The 17,496-nt window shown below is 34.9% G+C and carries 10 protein-coding genes; 1 reads left to right on the top strand and 9 read right to left on the bottom strand.

All coding sequences use genetic code 11. The features are described 5' to 3' along the window. Positions 1 to 110: 110 nt before the first annotated feature. From BXU01_RS14220 to BXU01_RS14185, 8 genes are all read right to left on the bottom strand, one after another. The gene (locus BXU01_RS14220) at positions 111 to 1,622 is read right to left on the bottom strand and encodes a RagB/SusD family nutrient uptake outer membrane protein (RefSeq protein WP_083693815.1); all 1,512 of its coding nucleotides are present in this window, start codon (positions 1,620 to 1,622) and stop codon (positions 111 to 113) included. 95 nt (positions 1,623 to 1,717) lie between these two features. Next, complete coding sequence (locus tag BXU01_RS14215) at positions 1,718 to 4,720, bottom strand: TonB-dependent receptor (RefSeq protein ID WP_083693814.1); 3,003 nt, start codon at positions 4,718 to 4,720, stop codon at positions 1,718 to 1,720. Between the two features lie 213 nt (positions 4,721 to 4,933). Next, complete coding sequence (locus BXU01_RS14210; RefSeq protein WP_083693813.1) at positions 4,934 to 9,025, bottom strand: two-component regulator propeller domain-containing protein; 4,092 nt, start codon at positions 9,023 to 9,025, stop codon at positions 4,934 to 4,936. A 180-nt stretch (positions 9,026 to 9,205) separates the two neighbouring features. Continuing rightward, the gene (locus tag BXU01_RS14205) at positions 9,206 to 10,870 is read right to left on the bottom strand and encodes a DUF4955 domain-containing protein (RefSeq protein ID WP_255373774.1); all 1,665 of its coding nucleotides are present in this window, start codon (positions 10,868 to 10,870) and stop codon (positions 9,206 to 9,208) included. Positions 10,871 to 11,070: 200 nt separating this feature from the next. Then, positions 11,071 to 12,255 carry a mannonate dehydratase gene (gene uxuA / locus BXU01_RS14200; RefSeq protein WP_083693811.1) on the bottom strand — a complete coding sequence of 395 codons (1,185 nt, stop codon included), beginning with the start codon at positions 12,253 to 12,255 and terminating at the stop codon, positions 11,071 to 11,073. Between the two features lie 306 nt (positions 12,256 to 12,561). Further along, positions 12,562 to 13,374, bottom strand: coding sequence for an SDR family oxidoreductase (locus tag BXU01_RS14195; RefSeq protein ID WP_083693810.1), 813 nt, complete (start codon positions 13,372 to 13,374; stop codon positions 12,562 to 12,564). Between the two features lie 121 nt (positions 13,375 to 13,495). Next, positions 13,496 to 14,161, bottom strand: coding sequence for a bifunctional 4-hydroxy-2-oxoglutarate aldolase/2-dehydro-3-deoxy-phosphogluconate aldolase (locus tag BXU01_RS14190; RefSeq protein WP_083693809.1), 666 nt, complete (start codon positions 14,159 to 14,161; stop codon positions 13,496 to 13,498). Positions 14,162 to 14,164: 3 nt separating this feature from the next. Beyond that, the gene (locus BXU01_RS14185; protein ID WP_083693808.1) at positions 14,165 to 14,614 is read right to left on the bottom strand and encodes a YhcH/YjgK/YiaL family protein; all 450 of its coding nucleotides are present in this window, start codon (positions 14,612 to 14,614) and stop codon (positions 14,165 to 14,167) included. A gap of 336 nt (positions 14,615 to 14,950) precedes the next feature. Between BXU01_RS14185 and BXU01_RS14180 the strand changes: the two genes are divergently transcribed. Further along, entirely contained in the window at positions 14,951 to 15,988 is a 1,038-nt protein-coding gene (locus tag BXU01_RS14180) for a LacI family DNA-binding transcriptional regulator (protein ID WP_369819556.1), read from the top strand. A 182-nt stretch (positions 15,989 to 16,170) separates the two neighbouring features. Here BXU01_RS14180 and BXU01_RS14175 read toward each other — a convergent pair whose 3' ends face one another. Continuing rightward, a complete protein-coding gene (locus BXU01_RS14175) occupies positions 16,171 to 17,340 on the bottom strand; it encodes a DUF4861 family protein (RefSeq protein WP_083693806.1) in 1,170 nt (389 codons plus the stop codon). Positions 17,341 to 17,496 lie beyond the last annotated feature (156 nt).

Here is a 17,496-nt window from a genome sequence, read left to right as displayed (position 1 = left end):
AGATTCGCTATTGCGAAAACGCTGATTTTCGCTGATTTTTTTAAATCCGTTTTTTTCTGTGTCTTCGCGATAGCGCATCCGGTTTATCTGCGTTTAATAATTGAGTTAAATTAATACCCCGGATTATTCGGTTTTAAATTAGGATTAATCGCTAACTCAGTTCCCGGTAATGGAAATAAATAATCTTTGTTGGGATTAAAATTAGGATGTGGCTCAAATCCATTCGGACCAAAAACTTCAGGACCATTTTTCAACCTTTTGATATCATACCATCTTATGTATTCAAAGGCAAGTTCTAACCTTCTTTCGTCGATAACCATTTTTCTAAAATCAGCCTGAGATAATCCAGGTGTTACATTTGCAGGAAAAGAAACCAGTTTTCCGTTTTTATTTCTGGCTCTCGCGCGCACTCGGTTTACATAACCATCTGCTTCTGCAGTTCCCGGAGAAATTTCGTTAAGTGCTTCGGCAGCAGTTAGTAATACTTCGGCAAAACGCATCGTGATGTAATTATGTTGCGAAGTTCTTCCGTTTGCACCTGCTTTTCCCGGAAAACGGTAATATTTAGCAATATGCGGACGTGGCGCTTTTTCGTTATCGCTTGATGGAAAAACCACTAAATTTGCACCCACTTTTTTTCTAATTATCGTATCAAAACTTACCGCTCTTCGATAATCTCTTTTATCCCAATCGTTAAATACTTTTAGTGAAGGCACAGCAACTGAGAATCCTTGCCCGTAACTATAACTTTCATCTTTTAAGGAACCGGTAAAAAAAGCGGTATAATCCTGACCGTAATTTCCTGAAACTAAATTGTTGAAATCAATTGTAAACAAAGGCTCTTTAAGTTCAGCTGCTTTTGTAGCATTAAACAAATCCTGAAAATTAGCATCTAAACCTAAGCCAAATTTTGCTTCGTTTGTGATCACATATTTCGATTCGTCATATGCTTTTTGATAATTTCCTAATGTCAGGTAAACAGATGCCAAATATCCGGCTGCGGTACCTTTTCCCGGAACTGCTTTTACCTTTGGTTTATCGTCCAGCCATTGTTTTGCAAATTCTAAATCAGAAATGATTTTTGCGTACACATCAGCTTCTTTGGTTCTGCTTAAAGAATTTACCTGTGCAACATCATTTACAACAAAATCAATATACGGAATATCTCCAAAAATTCGAACCAGATGATAATAAGCAAAAGCTCTGGCAAAATAAGCCTGTGCCATAATTGCATTTACCTTTGCAGGATCTCCTGGTGTTTTTTTAGCACCTTCGATAGCCTGATTTGCTGCTGTAATAATAATATACGACTGCGGCCAGAAATTTGCCACAAGTGCATTAGTATCATTCATATTCATATCATTAACATCGATACGGGCAGCCTGAGTAGTTCTGTCACCAATATCAGCCATATCATCACGCAGCATAAGCGCAATTGTAAATTCTCGTCCCCAATAATTATTGTGGGCAATGTTTGCAAACGCGCCATTTACGGCAGCTTGCAAATCATCTGTATTATTAAAGAAGTTATCAGGACGAATAACGCCTACCGGATGTTCTTCTAAATCGGAACATCCAAAAGCGAATATTCCCAAGAAAAGAAAAGCTATATATTTTTTCATGTGTGTTACTATTTAATTTTTAATGGAACATGGAATCGTTATTCTTAATTCTGTTTTTAATTTGGAATCGTGGCGATTTCATAATACTTTTTAGACTAGAATTTTATATTAAAACCAAAAGTGAAAGTTCTTACGTTCGGATAACTTCCGTAATCCAATCCTAAATTGGTATTACTTCTGGCATTTGTATCATTAAGATAATTTACCTCAGGATCAGAACCCGGATAATTTGTAATAGTCCATAAGTTTTGTGCACTGATGTAAAAACGAACTTTATTTAATCCTATTTTCGAAACTACTTTTTCATCTAAACTATATCCAATTGAGATATTTTTTAAACGAATATAACTAGCGTCATACACAAATCTCGACGTAACTCTTTTTGTTCTTGCCGCATTTGCTGGAACATTTGTATCTGTATTGGTTGGAGTCCAGGCATCCAGAACTTCTGTTGTAGCATTGTTATTTCCTGAAGCTAATTCCATTAAAGTATAATTTAAGATTTGATTGCCTTCTGAACCCTGAAAGAAGATATTCAGATCGATGTTTTTATAGGTAAAATCATTATTGAAACCAAAAATGAAATCAGGATTAGGATTACCAATAATAGTTTTATCGTTAGAATCCAGTTTTCCGTCACCATTTACATCCCTGAATTTTTCTCCACCCGCAGCAGTTTCAAAATTCCCGGGAAGAACAGTTTCACCTTGCTGGATTACACCATCATAAATAAACCCGAAGAATGAACCAACCGGCTGTCCAACTCTTAAAATCTGAGAATCTGTAGCAAGGAAATGTCCAGGCGTAGAGTTTATTAAAAGATCCTTGTTATCAGCCAGTTTCAATACTTTGTTTTTGTTCGAAGAAATATTAAAGCTTGTTGACCACGTGAAATCTGCACCAATAAAGTTTTTGGTATTAATACCCAATTCCCATCCTTTGTTTTCTAATTCTCCCACATTTTGCAATTGAGAAGCAATTCCTGAAACTCCCGGTAAAGGCCTGTTGAACAATAAATCTTTGGTAATTGTTTTATAATAATCAGCTGTGATGCTGATTCTGTTATCAAATAAACCTAAATCAATTCCGTAATCTTGTTGGTACGAGGTTTCCCATTTTAGATTTGGGTTGTTTAATGACGTTAACTGAACCGCATTTACAATTACGTCACCACTTACATCATAAATTTCTGAAAATCTTGACAGAGTAGAATACGCATCAATAGACGGATTTCCGGTTGCACCATAACTCGCTCTCAATTTAAGGTTAGAAACCGTTTTATTGTCTTTTAAGAAATTTTCTTTACTAATATTCCATCCAATCGCTCCGGAAGGAAATGTTCCGTATTTATAGTTTTCACTAAAGCTTGAAGAACCATCGCGACGTGCGGTAAACGTGAATAAATATTTATCGTCATAATCAAAATTCAACCTTCCGAAAGCCGAAATTAATTCCGTTTCAGACAAGCTCGATTCCGGTTTCAGGAATACAGTTCCCGCACCTAAATTATGATACGAATTTGTATTGGTCAAAAATCCTCTTGACGCAGCAAAAGCACGTTCATTTTTGTTTTTTTGATACGAATATCCTCCAAGAACCGTTAAGATTCCTTTATCGATAATTTCACGTTTAAACGTTAGATAATTTTCAGTAAGGAAAGAAGAAAATCTCGTATTGGTCACAGAAGCTTCTCCTTTAATATTTTTTCCTGCAATTAAAGTTGACGGAATATAGCGTCCGGTTTGCGAATTATTATCTGTTAATCCTAAAGTTGTTTTAAAATTTAAATCTTTGGTAATTTGATACGACGCAAAAAAGTTACTTCGGTTTACGATAGAAACTGTTTCAAGAATGTTTTCCATTGCCGTTGCATACGGATTATCAATATCGTCCCCAATTGGAGCCGTTGTCGTATACGATCCGTCAGCATTATAGATTCCTTTATCCGGCATAAATCGGTAAGCGGCAGCAATTACACCCGCCGCACCAGTTCCTCCGGCGCCGGTCTGGCTGATAATTCCTTGCTTGTTTTGTTTGCTTTGAAATAAATTCAGACCTACTTTAAACTTATCAGATAAATCAGCTTCAAGATTACTTACAATCGTGTATTTATCGATTCCTGAATTAATCACCACTCCGTTTTGATTAAAGTAATTTCCGGAAACATAATACCTCACTTTATCAGAACCTCCGGAGAACGATAATTGCGTGTTCGAAATCATTCCTTCACGATAAATTACATCTTGCCAGTCTGTGTCAGAACCCGCAGCGGTATGTGTGGTAAAACTTTTTCTATACGCCACAAACTGATCTGCATTTAATAAATGCAATTTGTTATTGACAGATTGTACAGATGTTGAATTACTGAATTCGATAACCGGTTTTCCCGGTTTTCCTTTTTTAGTCGTCACCATAATAACACCGTTTGATCCTCTTGATCCATAGATGGCTGTAGCCGATGCATCTTTTAAGACTTCAATCGATGCAATATCACTAGGCGCCGGCATGGCAACTCCTGCAAAACCATCGACCACAATAAGCGCGTCACCGCTGGCATTGATGGATGTTCCTCCACGAACCCTGATTTTTACCGGTGCGCCAGGTTCTCCACCATTATTAGACTGAACCGAAACTCCCGCTGCACGACCTTGTAAAGCTTGTTCTGCATTTAATGTTGGGTAAGCCGTAAGTTCTTTTGCCGTGACAGAAGATACAGAACCCGTTATGTCGCTTTTTTTACGAGTACCATAACCTACAACAATTACTTCGTCCAGATTTTTAGTGTCCGGTTTAAGACTTACATTGACTACTGTTTTATTGCCTAACGGAATTTCGACAGTCTGATATCCTACATAATTGAAGACTAAGACAGCGTTTTTATCAGAAACGATTACGCTATAGTTTCCATCCATATCTGCAGATCCTCCTACAGAAGAACCTTTGATATAAACATTCGCACCAGGAAGTCCCAGTAAATCTTCGCTCGAAGTTACTTTTCCGGTGACTTTTTTTTCCTGTGCATTCATAACGATATTTACCAGTAAAAAAGCTACTGACAAATACCATTTAAGCGATTTGAAATTTTGGTTTGTAAACATTCATTTTGGTTTTTAGGTTAATGTTAGATAAAATAAAAGAGCAATAAACTCATTCCTATTATGAGCAGTACAAATAGAACTTGCAGCAATATGAATTTTGTTTTTGTGATCTTCATAACGGCAAATGTAGCAGTGGCGAAGGATATAGAAATACAAAAAAGGGTATCTAAAAATACAGATACCCTTTTTTAACCCTTTAAAATAACGAATTCCCTAAATTTTGACGGAAGACTTGAAAAATTTGTCAGCAAACTGAGTTGGTGTTTCCCCATACTTTTTCTGGAAGCATTTACTAAAGTATTTTGGATTATTGAAACCGACTTTATAACTGATTTCAGAAACATTTAATTTGTTTTGTTCTAATAACTGAGCAGCGCGTTTTAATCTTATTTCATGAATAAATTCGTTTGGCGTGTAATTGGTCCACGCTTTTATTTTTAAGAATAACATGGTACGGCTCACACCTAATTCTGTACAGAAAAACGGAATATCGAATTGTTCGTTCGAGATGTTTTCCTCGACAATTTTGAATGCTTTTTTTAATAACTCTTCGTCTAAGGATGAAACGGTAATTTCTGACGGAATAAAATTATCCTCGCTTGCAAATTTGTTTTTAAGACGTTCAGTAGAATTCAACAGGTTTTTAACACGGAGTTTAAACTCAATTAAATTAAAAGGCTTACTGATATAATCATCAGCACCGCTTTCTAAACCTTCAAATTTGTAAACTAAGGAAGTTCTTGATGTTAGCAGAATAACCGGAATATGACTGGTTTTTAAATTCTCCTTGATTTTAGAGCAAAGTTCTGTTCCTACCATTTCCGGCATAATTACATCGCTTATAATTAAATTAGGAACATGCTGAAGTGCTTTGTCGAATGCTACTTTTCCATTTTCGGCTTCAATAACATTATAATCTTCCTTAAGCAGGTTTTTCATGAAGGATCGCAGGACTTTATGATCCTCGACAATCAGGATGGTTTGTTTTTCGTCATTTACCACAAAATCATCAATATCTTCCGGTTCTGTTATTGCTGCTTTTTCTAATTGGGCGGTATATTGATCGATATCGTCACTAATTTTAAAATCGCTGATAATTTCATTGTCCATAAGATGCGCTCGTCCTAACGGAAGCGTTACTGTAAAAACCACACCTTCCGGTTTTTTATTGGTTACATCAATATTTCCTTTATGGAGTTTTACAATGTTTTTTACAATCGAAAGCCCAATTCCCGTTCCTTTATTGTAGTTTTTCTGGACGTTTTTATGCATTGGAACTTCAAAAAACAAGTCAAAAATCTTATCGATATGTTCTTCAGCAATTCCAACTCCTGAATCTTCTACCGCTATAAAAAGATTCTCATTGTCATGTGATATTTTAAGATTAATGTTTCCGCCTTTTGGAGTGTATCTAAAAGCATTTGAAATTAAATTATAAAAAACACGCTCCAGTTTATAACGGTCAAAATACACGGGAATTTCTTCCTGCGATGATTCAAAAGTATACGTATAATCGCCGTCTTTGGCATATTCGATAAAAGAGAGAAAGATTTCTTTGGTGAATTTTACAATATTTCCTTCGGCAGTTTCCAGCGTAACCTGATGGTTTTCGAGTTTTCTAAAATCCATTAAACGGTTTATTAAACTCAAAAGATGATTGGCGCTTCCTTCAATAACCAACAACTTTTTATACATTTCGTTTGTTCCGTTGTAGTTGGCCAGAATTTGCTGCAAAGGTCCTAATATCAGTGTAAGCGGAGTTCTGAATTCGTGCGAGATATTGGTAAAGAAATCCAGTTTAGCCAGATTATTTTCTTCGATACGTTTGGTTTCCAGATATTCTAATTCCAGTTTTTGTTTCAGCCTGGCTTTCGATTTCATAATCCAGATCAAACCATATAAACCTAAACCAATAACGATCCCGTATAATAAAAACGCCCAGATACTGCGCCAAGGAGCTGGTTTTACGATAACGGTTAAAGTTGTTGTTTTTTTGTTCCAGACACCGTCATTATTTGCGCCTTTTACTTCGAATGTATACGTTCCGGGATTCTGAATGGCAAAAATGGCTTCGGTACTTTTAGTTACGGTCCAGTTATTTTCTAAACCAACCATTCGATAACTGTATTGATTATTTTTAGACCGAATATAACTTGGAATTGCAAAATCTATAGAGAAATTTGCCTTGTCATAATCCAGTGTAATGGTTTTGGTATAACCAATGCTTTTTTCTAAAATGCCTAAAGAATCATTGGCATGAATTGTTTGGTTTTTAATTTTCAGATTGGTTATCAATACTTTTGGAGCATAGGTATTTAAGGATATTTTCTTGGCATCAAAATAAGTTGCTCCGGACGGACTTCCAAAATAAAATTGATTTGAGTTGAGTTTTAATGCCGCATTATCATTGAATTCATTACTTGCCAAACCGTCTTTTTGATCATAAATAACAACGTTTTTAAGCGTTGTACTGTATTTTATAATGCCCTGATTGGTGCTGATCCATAAATTTTTATCATCATCTTCTAAAATAGAATGTATAGAAGTAATAACGGTATTGCCAACTCTTAAATTGATTTTGTTGAATTTTTTTCCATCAAAATAATGTAATCCTTTTGCTTTTGTTCCTACCCAGATTTTATTTTGACTGTCCTGAAACAAAGTCAGAATATCATCGCCTGATACAGAAGCCGAATCAAAAAAGTAATGCTTGATGGAATATTTATTAGGAGAAAAATTGCTTAGCGGGATATAATTCAGTCCGTTTTGTGTGCCAGTCCAAATACCTTTTTTTTGATCGACCAAAATAGTTCGAACAATGTTATTGGTGAGATAATTGGGTTTTGTATTATCGTTTCCAATAGTTTCAAAAGTTTTAGAAATGGTATTGTACCGAATCAGTCCTTTGCCAAAAGTACCAATCCAGATGATATCATTTCCCTCGGCTTTGATAGAATATACACCGGATTCTTTTAATAAAAGATTTAAATCAGCCGCAATCCTGTTGTCTTCAATTCTTTTTGAAATCACGTTGTAAGCCGATAATCCTTTTGAGAAAGTTCCAATCCATAAAATATCTCCTGAAAGACACATCGATTTAATATCATTTTTAACCGTTTGTCCGCTTTTACTGTTGATGTAACTTACAGCTTCGGTATTTTTATTGTAAATCGTAATTCCGCCGCCTTCAGTTCCAAAATAAATATTCTGGTTTTTATCAGCAATAATAGAACTTACGACATCAAAACTCATCGGAATCTTTTTCGAATTCTGATTGTAATTCGAGAAATTCACATTTGAAATATCCCAAATATTAACGCCTTTATAATAACAGCCAATCCAGACCGAGCCTTTTTTATCGATGTAAACGGATTTAACCTTATCAATTCCGTTGCTGTTGTTGCTGTTATTTATTTTTTGAATGGTTTTATCTTTTCCTAAAATATAGATTCCGTCATACGTACCAATCCATAAAGAACCTTGATTGTCGATAGCAAGCGAACGAATATCAGTATTTATTTCACGATATTGATTCTCTGATAAAAATGAAACAAATGCATTCGATTTTTTATCCAATTTAAGAAGTCCTTTATTTTTTGTACCAATCCATAAATTTCCCGAATCATCTTCGGCAATTGCCTGAACATTTAATTGATCTGTAGCATTTAGAGGATAATTTCTAAAAAATAATTTCCCATTTTTCCTGCTTGTAAGCTGGCATAAACCTTTTGTAGTACCAATCCAGATTTCTCCTTTTTTGGTTTTCAAAATACTCAGGATATTGTTGCTTGGCAGAGTAGAAGTATCCGTATCTGAATGAAAAACCGAAATAAATTGTTTTGATTTTTTATTATAAATCGTCAATCCTTTTGAAGTTCCAAACCACATTTCGTCAACAATTTCTTTGATCGACCAAATTGCATTGCTGCTTATCGTATGATTGGTTTTGGTATGTAAATAACGTTTAAAAGTATTTTTGACAGGATTATAGCAATTGAGTCCGTTATAAGTTCCAACCCAGATTTTTCCTTTATTATCTTCCTCAATAGATAAAATATCATTGTTGCTTATCGAATTTTTATTAGTAACATCATTTCTAAAAACGGTGAATTTACTTCCGTCATATTTGTTAAGACCATCGCGCGTACCAAACCACATTTGCCCAAATTTATCCTGATGAATAGCAATAACAGAACTCTGCGAAAGTCCGTCTGTAGTCGAGATATTTTTAAGACGGTATTTATTTTGGGAAAATATATTTCCAAAAACAGATACGATTATTAGAAAGGCTATTTTGTATTTCATGGCATTGAAATTTTAGTAAAGAATTCTGTTTTGCCACAGATTAAAAAGATTAGAAAGATTAACGAAATAAGTTTAAAAAAATAGCCACGAATTCACGAATGATTGCGGTTAATTAATTAAAAAAATTCGTGAATTCGTGGCTAAAAAATCTTTTTAATCTTTTTAATCTGTGGCAAAAAACTATTTTAATCGTTTCTGCAATTGATAATCATATAACGAAGGAACTTTATCCATTGCTGTATTTAAGAACTCAATATAAGCGTCAGGGTCATATTTTACTTCGAATTTAGAGTTTCCGTTCACGCCTATAATTCTGGCAAAAGGCCCGTCTTTCATGCCGTATAATAAAACCGGTTTATCATTTGGGTTTGAAACCTGAACGTTCAGGTTCCAGAACGTACTAAAAGGTCCGTGAGAAGGTTTCCAGTAATCAGCACCGCCGCCGCCAAACAAATAATAACTATTATTTTTATCAGCGGTTATATGTACCGTAATATTATCGAATAAGTTTTGATGATTGGCACCTGAATGCTGATCTAAAAGCGCATCGGCAAAAATCTCACAATTCTGATACACGTTTTTAGTCGCAAAAGTGTTGAAACTTAAAGGATGAACGGCTTTATTATAAATTTTCAGATTCTTTACCAATACATTATGTACACCTCCCAAGGTCACTGTATAATGCGCCATATGAGTCCCGTCTGTTACAATGTCCTGAACAGTAACATTTGATATTTCCTCGGCTAAAATCCCGCTGTCAGAATTTGTGATTTTGACATCTTTTACCCAACTATTAAAAACACGTGTTAAAAAGATCGCATTATTTCCGGGTTCTACGTGATGTGCCAATCTGGGAATATCAGGAAAAGTAAAACGTAAATGTTCGATTCCTACTTCGTCAAGATGTTTCCATTCGACCAATTGTGCCTGATAGGCGGGTTTTATAGCAATCGTTAAAGGCGTTTTTATTGTAATTTTTGAATCCGAAATTTTAGTAATTTCAACTTGTTGTCTTACGATAGGAAGTTTAGGAAATTTCCAGTGATGAGAACCCGGTTTTACATTCGCTCCTTTGTATAAATCTTTTATGATTTCGCCATTTTCACCGTCTTTATTAAACAATTGCAATTCGACAATATCGCCAACTTTCAATCCTTTTACTTCCGAAACTGAAATGGTATGTTCGCCCATATTTCCGGAACTTACTTTCGCTAAAGGCTTTGGATTAGGTTCGTATTTATCCAGATATGATTTTACACGTTCACCCGGAATCTGCGTCCAGATAAATCCGCCGGACCACGCATATTGGGAGAAAGGCAAATCAATATTGTTTTCAGGTTCGCGTTGTCTTTTATCAAACGTGGTTAAATATTCGCGAAGTTCAGCCAAAGATTCCGGATTTTTGAGATACATCATAGGTCTCGGGCAATAGATTTCGGTTCCGTTTTCATCAGAACCTGCACCGCGAAATACAAAATTGCTTCTTTCGATATATATAATATCACTTAGAATTATTCTTCCAGCCGGCAATTGCAAAATCACATTTCCTTCAATCGCATTTGCAGCTTTTACCGCTTTCAGTAAAGCTTTCGAATCGTCAAGGTCATCATTTGCTTTTACGCCATAATCAGTCGCATTGATGATTGTTCCCTGAGCTTCAGGAAGATTGCTCTCGCCAAAATGATACCCGGCATAACTAAAATCAGGTAAATAATTCGCTTTTGAGTCGGGGAGTATTTTCGGCGTTTGCTGCGCCATTATAACACTATTTACAAAAAGACTGCAATAAATAAGGATGTTTTGGCGGGTCATGGTTGTGGTTATTTGGTTAGTTAGTTTTGCCACGAAGGCAGGATTTTTTTTGTTTCACGCAGATTTTAAAAGATTTAAGCAGATATACGCAGAGAAATTTTATAAGATGCTCTAAATAATTAATCTGTCTAATCGGCTTAAATCTTTTAAAATCTGCGTGAAACTTTTTTTTAATCCTAATTATAACGATAGCTTAAAAAAACTTTGCGCCTCTGCGACTTGGCGAGATTATCTTAAAGCGACTTCTTAATCCCCATTTCAAGTCCTCTCAATTCAGCCAAACCTCTTAAACGCCCAATCGCAGAATATCCGGGATTGGTCTTTTTATTCAAATCGTCCAGCATTTGGTGTCCGTGATCCGGACGCATTGGCAATTGAGTGTTATTTCTGTTTTCGACTTCAATGATCGCTTTTACCACTTCGTACATATCTACATCGCCTTCAAGATGATTCGCTTCATAAAAGCTTCCTTCAGCATCTCTTTCCGTACTTCTTAAGTGTATGAAATTCATTTTATCGCCGTGACGTCTCACCATTCCAGGTAAATCATTATCAGCTCTTACACCATAAGAACCCGTACACATAGTAAATCCGTTTGACTTTGATTCGGCGCAAGCCATCAATTCAACCAAATCCTCTTCGGTACTCACCACTCTTGGTAACCCTAAAATAGGGTAGGGAGGATCGTCAGGATGAATCGCCATCAAAACACCTTTACTTTCGGCAACCGGAATAATTTCCTGTAAAAAGAAGAATAAATTTTTCTTCAAAGCCGCTCTGTCAATATGATTATAACCGCTTAAAGTAATCAGAAAATCTTCTACAGAATATGCTTCTTCAGCACCTGGAAGTCCAGCCAGAATATTTTGCTGTAATTTTACTTTATCAATATCTGTCATGGCTTCAAAATAGCTTTTGGCTTTCTCGATTTGCGCTGCCGAATATTCATTTTCTGCTCCAGGTCTTTTCAAAATATACAATTCGAAAGCCGCAAAAGCATTAATATCAAAACGTAAAGCTTTAGATCCGTCGGCAGTTTCATAAGCAAGATCTGTTCTCGACCAGTCTAAAACCGGCATGAAATTGTAGCAAATACATTTTATACCGCACAATGCCAGATTTCGAATGCTTTCTTTGTAGTTTTCAATGTATTGAAGATAGTTTCCGGTTTGTTTTTTAATGTCTTCATGAACAGGAATACTCTCAACCACACACCATGTCAAACCTGATGCGCCTTTTTTAGGATCTCCGTCTTCGTGTTCTATTTCAACTTTTCGTTTAATAATTTCTTCAATATCCCAAACTTGTCCATTCGGGATATGGTGTAATGCCGTTACAATTCCGGTCGCGCCGGTTTGCTTAATATTTTGTAAAGAAACGGGATCGTTTGGCCCGAACCATCTTAACGTTTGTTCCATTTTTGGTTTGTTTTTTGCCTCCAAAGCCTTAAACTTTGAGAGTATTATTTTTATAATTTTCAGGAGCTAATCCCGCTCCCGAAGCCTCGGGACGTTACAATCTTTTATTTTTTTAAAGAAAAAAAATAAAAGGATTTCCACTTCTATCGGGGCTAGGACATTCATTTTTTAAAAGAACTATCGTTCTCTGTCAATGAGATTTTTAATTTTTCAAAATCCTTTTGCAATCTCAAAGCAAAGCGATATAAAAACAAAGTTTTGTGAACTTTGCGGTAAAACTTCTTAAAGTATAATCGGCATAAAAATTTAAATACTTGTTGCAGCGAAACCTCCATCTACTTTGAGGATCGTTCCCGTTACAAATTTTGACATGTCGCTGCATAAAAATAAAAGTGCTCCATCGATATCTTCAGGAGTTCCAAATCTTCCCATTGGCGTATGTTCGATGATTTTTTCGCCTCTAGGTGTTAGTTTTCCTTCCGGGGTCAATAATAATGCACGGTTTTGTTCTCCTATAAAAAATCCGGGAGAAATGGCATTTACACGAATTCCTTCACCATATTTTGAAGCCAGTTCAACCGACATCCACTGCGTAAAATTATCAATCGCAGCTTTTGAAGCCGAATATCCCACAACTCTTGTCAAAGGTCTTTGTGCTGACGCCGAAGATATATTGATAATATTTCCTTGTTTTTGTTTTGCAAAAAGTTCAGAAAACACTTGAGTTGGCAGCATTGTACCAATAATATTAAGATCGACTACTTTTTGTAAATCGTCTACTTTCATATCATAAATCGCCTGATCCGGACTAATAGTTGCACCAGGCATATTACCACCCGCAGCATTAATTAATATGTCAAGACGTCCGTATTTTTCTACAATAAGATCTCTGGCTTTTTCCAGTTCTTCCTTATTTAAAACATTCGCCTGAATCGCAAAAGCTTTTCCGCCATTGCTTTCTATTGTTTCAACGGTTTTATTGGCTTTCTCAATCGATTGAGAAACAATCCCGACAATAACGCCTTGTTTTGCCAAAACGTTTGCAAAGTTGCTTCCTAATACACCAGCACCGCCTGTTATTAATGCAATTTTTCCTTTTAGGTTAAATATTGAATCCATTTTATGTTTTTATAATTTTGTTGTGTTTTTTTTGCCACTCCCGATAGCTCGGGATAAAAAGATTAACACAGATTATTAAAAAAAATCCTTTCTAATTTTTTTAATCTGTGGCAAGAATATTTTATTGTTTTCTTATTGTCTGAATGATTTCGAGTGCTTTTCTGGTTTCATTTTCAATTACCGGATAATCTTGCTCTTCCATGCGTTTTTTACTGATGAGTTTACTTCCCAGCCCAACTGCAGAAACACCGGCATTAAACCAACTCTCAATACTTGCATGTGTGGTTTCTACTCCGCCTGTAGTCATGAAAACTAACGATGGAAAAATATCTTTTATACTGCTTAAAAACTCGGTTCCTAATATATTTCCCGGAAAAAGCTTAACGAGTTTTATTCCGGCATTTTCGGCTGCGATGATTTCAGTTGGTGTCATACATCCCGGAGCATACAAAACTTCTTTATCTTTTAAGAAATCTGCTACTTCAGGAACAAACCCCGGACTGATAAAAAAGTCCGCTTGAGCATCATTAAAGTCTTTGGCTTGTTGCAGATTTTTGATAGTTCCAATACCTAATAACATTTCCGGTAATTCGGCATTTCGTACAGCAACCATTTTTTTAAAGTTCGATAACGCTTCAGTGCCTCTGTTAGTATATTCTACGGCTCTTATTCCTGCTTTATAAAGTGTTCTTAGAATTTCGACACTAATAGTTTCGTCTGTAATAAAATAAAGCGGAAGAATACCTTGTTTGGCAATAACATCGATGGTATTTTGAATTGTACTCATGTTTTAAATCTTTACTTTAATAACAATCTTTTTGAGTGTTCCTTCACCAATCATGGCAGCGTGAACATCTGTGGGAAATAATATGGCAAATTGTTTTTCCTGCAATTCAAAAAACATATCAGGTTTATCATGAAAGAAACGTACATCTCTTTCGTCGCTGTAATCTCCATTTGGACTCACACATTTTTCTCTTGGTTTCCAGGCAAAAATTTCCGGACCTTTTATCGAAATCTGTATGTCGATGTTTTGATCGTGACATTCAAAACCTTTTATGCTTTCTTCTTTTGTGGCACCTTCGCCAACAATTACAATTACTTTTAATCCTTCGGCAATTTCAAATGCACCTTCTTCAAGTTTGCTGATGTCATTTTGATTTACATATTCAAAAGCTTTTTTGAAATTAGGATGCAGGCTGAAATATTTTGCAGCGTTTTGTAATGAATCTACAATCATTTTATTTGGTTTTTTATATTTTATAATTTGATTTTATATCTAAAGTTTTACCTTATATGATTTGTTATATCTTACTGGTTTTTAATAATTAATATTATATGTGTCAGTGTTAAATTGTATGTCAGTTTTTTAATTTTAAAATTGAATCAAATTCTTTAATAATTTAAATCATCATAAATATTTTGATTTAATGTTATGTTTTTTCGAACACATGTGTATATTTGCGTGTACGCACACGGGCTTTTACAAATGTATATAAAAAGTTAACTAAAACAACTTATATTTAATAAAAAAAATAATAATTCAGAGTGATGTAAAGCATCATTTAACTTAAAAATCATCACTATCATAACGATAAAAAAAATTGCAGAATTAGCCAATGTTTCCCCTGGAACTGTTGATAGAATTATCCATAATCGTGGGCAGGTTGCTCAGGAAAATGTAGATAAGGTAAATGCTATTATTGAAAAATATGGATACAAACGTAATATTCTGGCAAGTAATCTTGCTTTGAATAAAAAGTTTCATTTTGCCGTGTTTTTACCTCAATATGAAAATTTGGAATATTGGAAAAGCCAGATTGACGGAATAGAAAAAGCAGCTGTTGAATTCAGTAAATTCGGAATTGTGCTGAATTATTTTTTATATGATTTTAATACAGCATCGTTTAAGGAATCAGTCAAAAAAGTACTGGAATTTGATTGCGACGGATTATTGTTTGCACCTATTTTTTACGAAGAATCGGTTCGTTTTTTAAATGAATACAAAAAGAAAAATATTCCTGTTGTCATGATCGACTCGAATATTGATAGTAATGCTGAACATGCTTATGTGGGACAAGATGCTTTTCAGAGTGGTTATCTCGCAGGAAGACTGATTAGTTTTGCGGTTAAGAAAGAAAGACAAATCCTGATTTTTAAAATTACCAGAGAGATAGAAAGCACATCGGTTTATTTACAGCGTATCGATGGTTTCTATTCCTTTTTTAAAGACAATGATGAGCTTACAAACTTTAAATTTTCTGAAATCACGATCAAAGATTCCGGAATCGACCAATTGAATCTGGAAATGTTCTCTGGAATAAACAGTGTTTTTGTGCCTAATTCCAGAGCGTATATTGTTGCGGGATTTTTAGAACAAAACAATATAAAAGGCGTTCGTATTATTGGTTATGATTTACTGGAACAAAATATCGAATACTTAAACAAAGGTGTAATCGATTTTTTAATCAATCAAAGACCAGAAGAACAAGGATATATGGCAATTAATCATTTGTATAAAAAATTAGTTTTGCAGGAAACGATAGAAAATACACATTATATTCCGTTGGAAATTATTTTAAAAGAGAATTATTTTCCTGTGAGGAAAGGGTAGAATAATTGCCCACGCATTTGGCGGGTTAAAATAGGTCTTCACAGATTTTTTTTACTCTCATTTAATAAGTAGTAAACCCGACAGGTTTTTAAAACCTGTCGGGTTTGACAAGATTGCGGATAATAAAAATTAAAAACCCGCATCAATCCGTTTAAACCCGCCAAATCCGTGGGCAAAAACACCTATTTCTTAACCTTTACAACCAATGGATTATTGATTTTTTTAGCATACGAACTCAAATACATTTCCCATTCTTGTTTGGTTTGAAACGGACTTCCTTTTTTCCATCCAAAACCAACATAATAAATCACCTTATTGTTTTTTACCTTTATATTTCCGTAAAGGTTACTCAAATCTTTATCATTTGTGATATGATTATCAAAACTCGTTAAACTATTTTTTGGAGCTACAATTCCGGTTCCAATTTCAGAATCATCTATTGGTTCCCAATGACTTATCCAGCCTTCTTTTATATTGGTCCCAATAGTTCCTTTTTTGTCATGAAGTGTTAAACCGGCGGCAATAGATTTTGTTCCCGTAATGTTAATCTCAAAACGAGAAAGATAACTTCCGTAATCCAGGCTTATCAATTTCGATTCGGTTATTTTGTTTCCTTTTGCATCCCAGTCTGCATATGTCAGGATAAAACTCGTTCTGATGGGACCTGTTGTAATGGTTTTCCAACTCTTAAAATTCTTGGAGAAATAATATTTATCATCGACTTTAACCGCAATTCCGCCTACGCCACGACTGTCACCTACATGAAAATTGTCTAAACCTTCGCCAGTATCTTTATGATAAGTTCCCGTTCCGTTAGTAGCTTTTTCGTACCATTTATTAATAATTGGATAATCGACTCTTTTTAGCCATGCATCGATTCCGCTTGTCAGAGTTCCTCCCGCTATATTGTCTTCGACCATTTTTTGCGCAACCGGACCATATGTTCTAAAGGCAACTTTATTGTTTTCCCACGCATAATCATCCGTTCGTTCCGGTACAAATCTCGAATAACAATTGATGTTTTTGTTTGCTGATGGATTCTCTGATGGTATAATTTCAAATTCTTTAGTAGTTGAAGCGCTTATTTTAGGCTGAAATAACAGGATATCCATAACGCCGTCGCCATCATTATCTATAGCTTGTGTTTCTAAAAATGCATTAGAACTTATATCCTTTACCGTATAATCTTCCAGTTTAGCTGATGTAGGTAATTGAAGTGATTTTTTAGTAAGTTCTACCGTTTCATATTCCCGATCGACAGAAAGGGAATTGGTAACTGTAATGATTTTGTTTTGAGCATGAACGGCAAAAGTACCAGTAAAGATTGCGCCTAATAAAATATATTTTTTCAAAATATTGCTGTTTTTAGTTGGAGAGGAAATAATGTATTGAATCTTTAAATTTACAAATGAAATCTTAAATCAAAGTCCATAAAAGGAGTAAAAATGTACAGAAATCTGAGAATTAATTTTTTATGGTTTAAAAAAAACACTTAGAATAAATATCTG

It is taken from the genome of [Flexibacter] sp. ATCC 35103 (assembly GCF_001975985.1).
Taxonomy (GTDB): Bacteria; Bacteroidota; Bacteroidia; order Flavobacteriales; family Flavobacteriaceae; genus Flavobacterium.
The sequence above is the reverse complement of the archived record's forward strand: the minus strand, read 5'-3'. Positions and strand labels throughout refer to the sequence as shown.

Excerpts from the sequence above, each read along its gene's own strand:
- uxuA (WP_083693811.1), bottom strand. The coding sequence starts at position 12,255 with ATGGAACAAACGTTAAGATGGTTCGGGCCAAACGATCCCGTTTCTTTA.
- BXU01_RS14210 (WP_083693813.1), bottom strand. The coding sequence starts at position 9,025 with ATGAAATACAAAATAGCCTTTCTAATAATCGTATCTGTTTTTGGAAAT.
- BXU01_RS14185 (WP_083693808.1), bottom strand. The coding sequence starts at position 14,614 with ATGATTGTAGATTCATTACAAAACGCTGCAAAATATTTCAGCCTGCAT.
- BXU01_RS14220 (WP_083693815.1), bottom strand. The coding sequence starts at position 1,622 with ATGAAAAAATATATAGCTTTTCTTTTCTTGGGAATATTCGCTTTTGGA.
- BXU01_RS14190 (WP_083693809.1), bottom strand. The coding sequence starts at position 14,161 with ATGAGTACAATTCAAAATACCATCGATGTTATTGCCAAACAAGGTATT.
- BXU01_RS14215 (WP_083693814.1), bottom strand. The coding sequence starts at position 4,720 with ATGTTTACAAACCAAAATTTCAAATCGCTTAAATGGTATTTGTCAGTA.
- BXU01_RS14195 (WP_083693810.1), bottom strand. The coding sequence starts at position 13,374 with ATGGATTCAATATTTAACCTAAAAGGAAAAATTGCATTAATAACAGGC.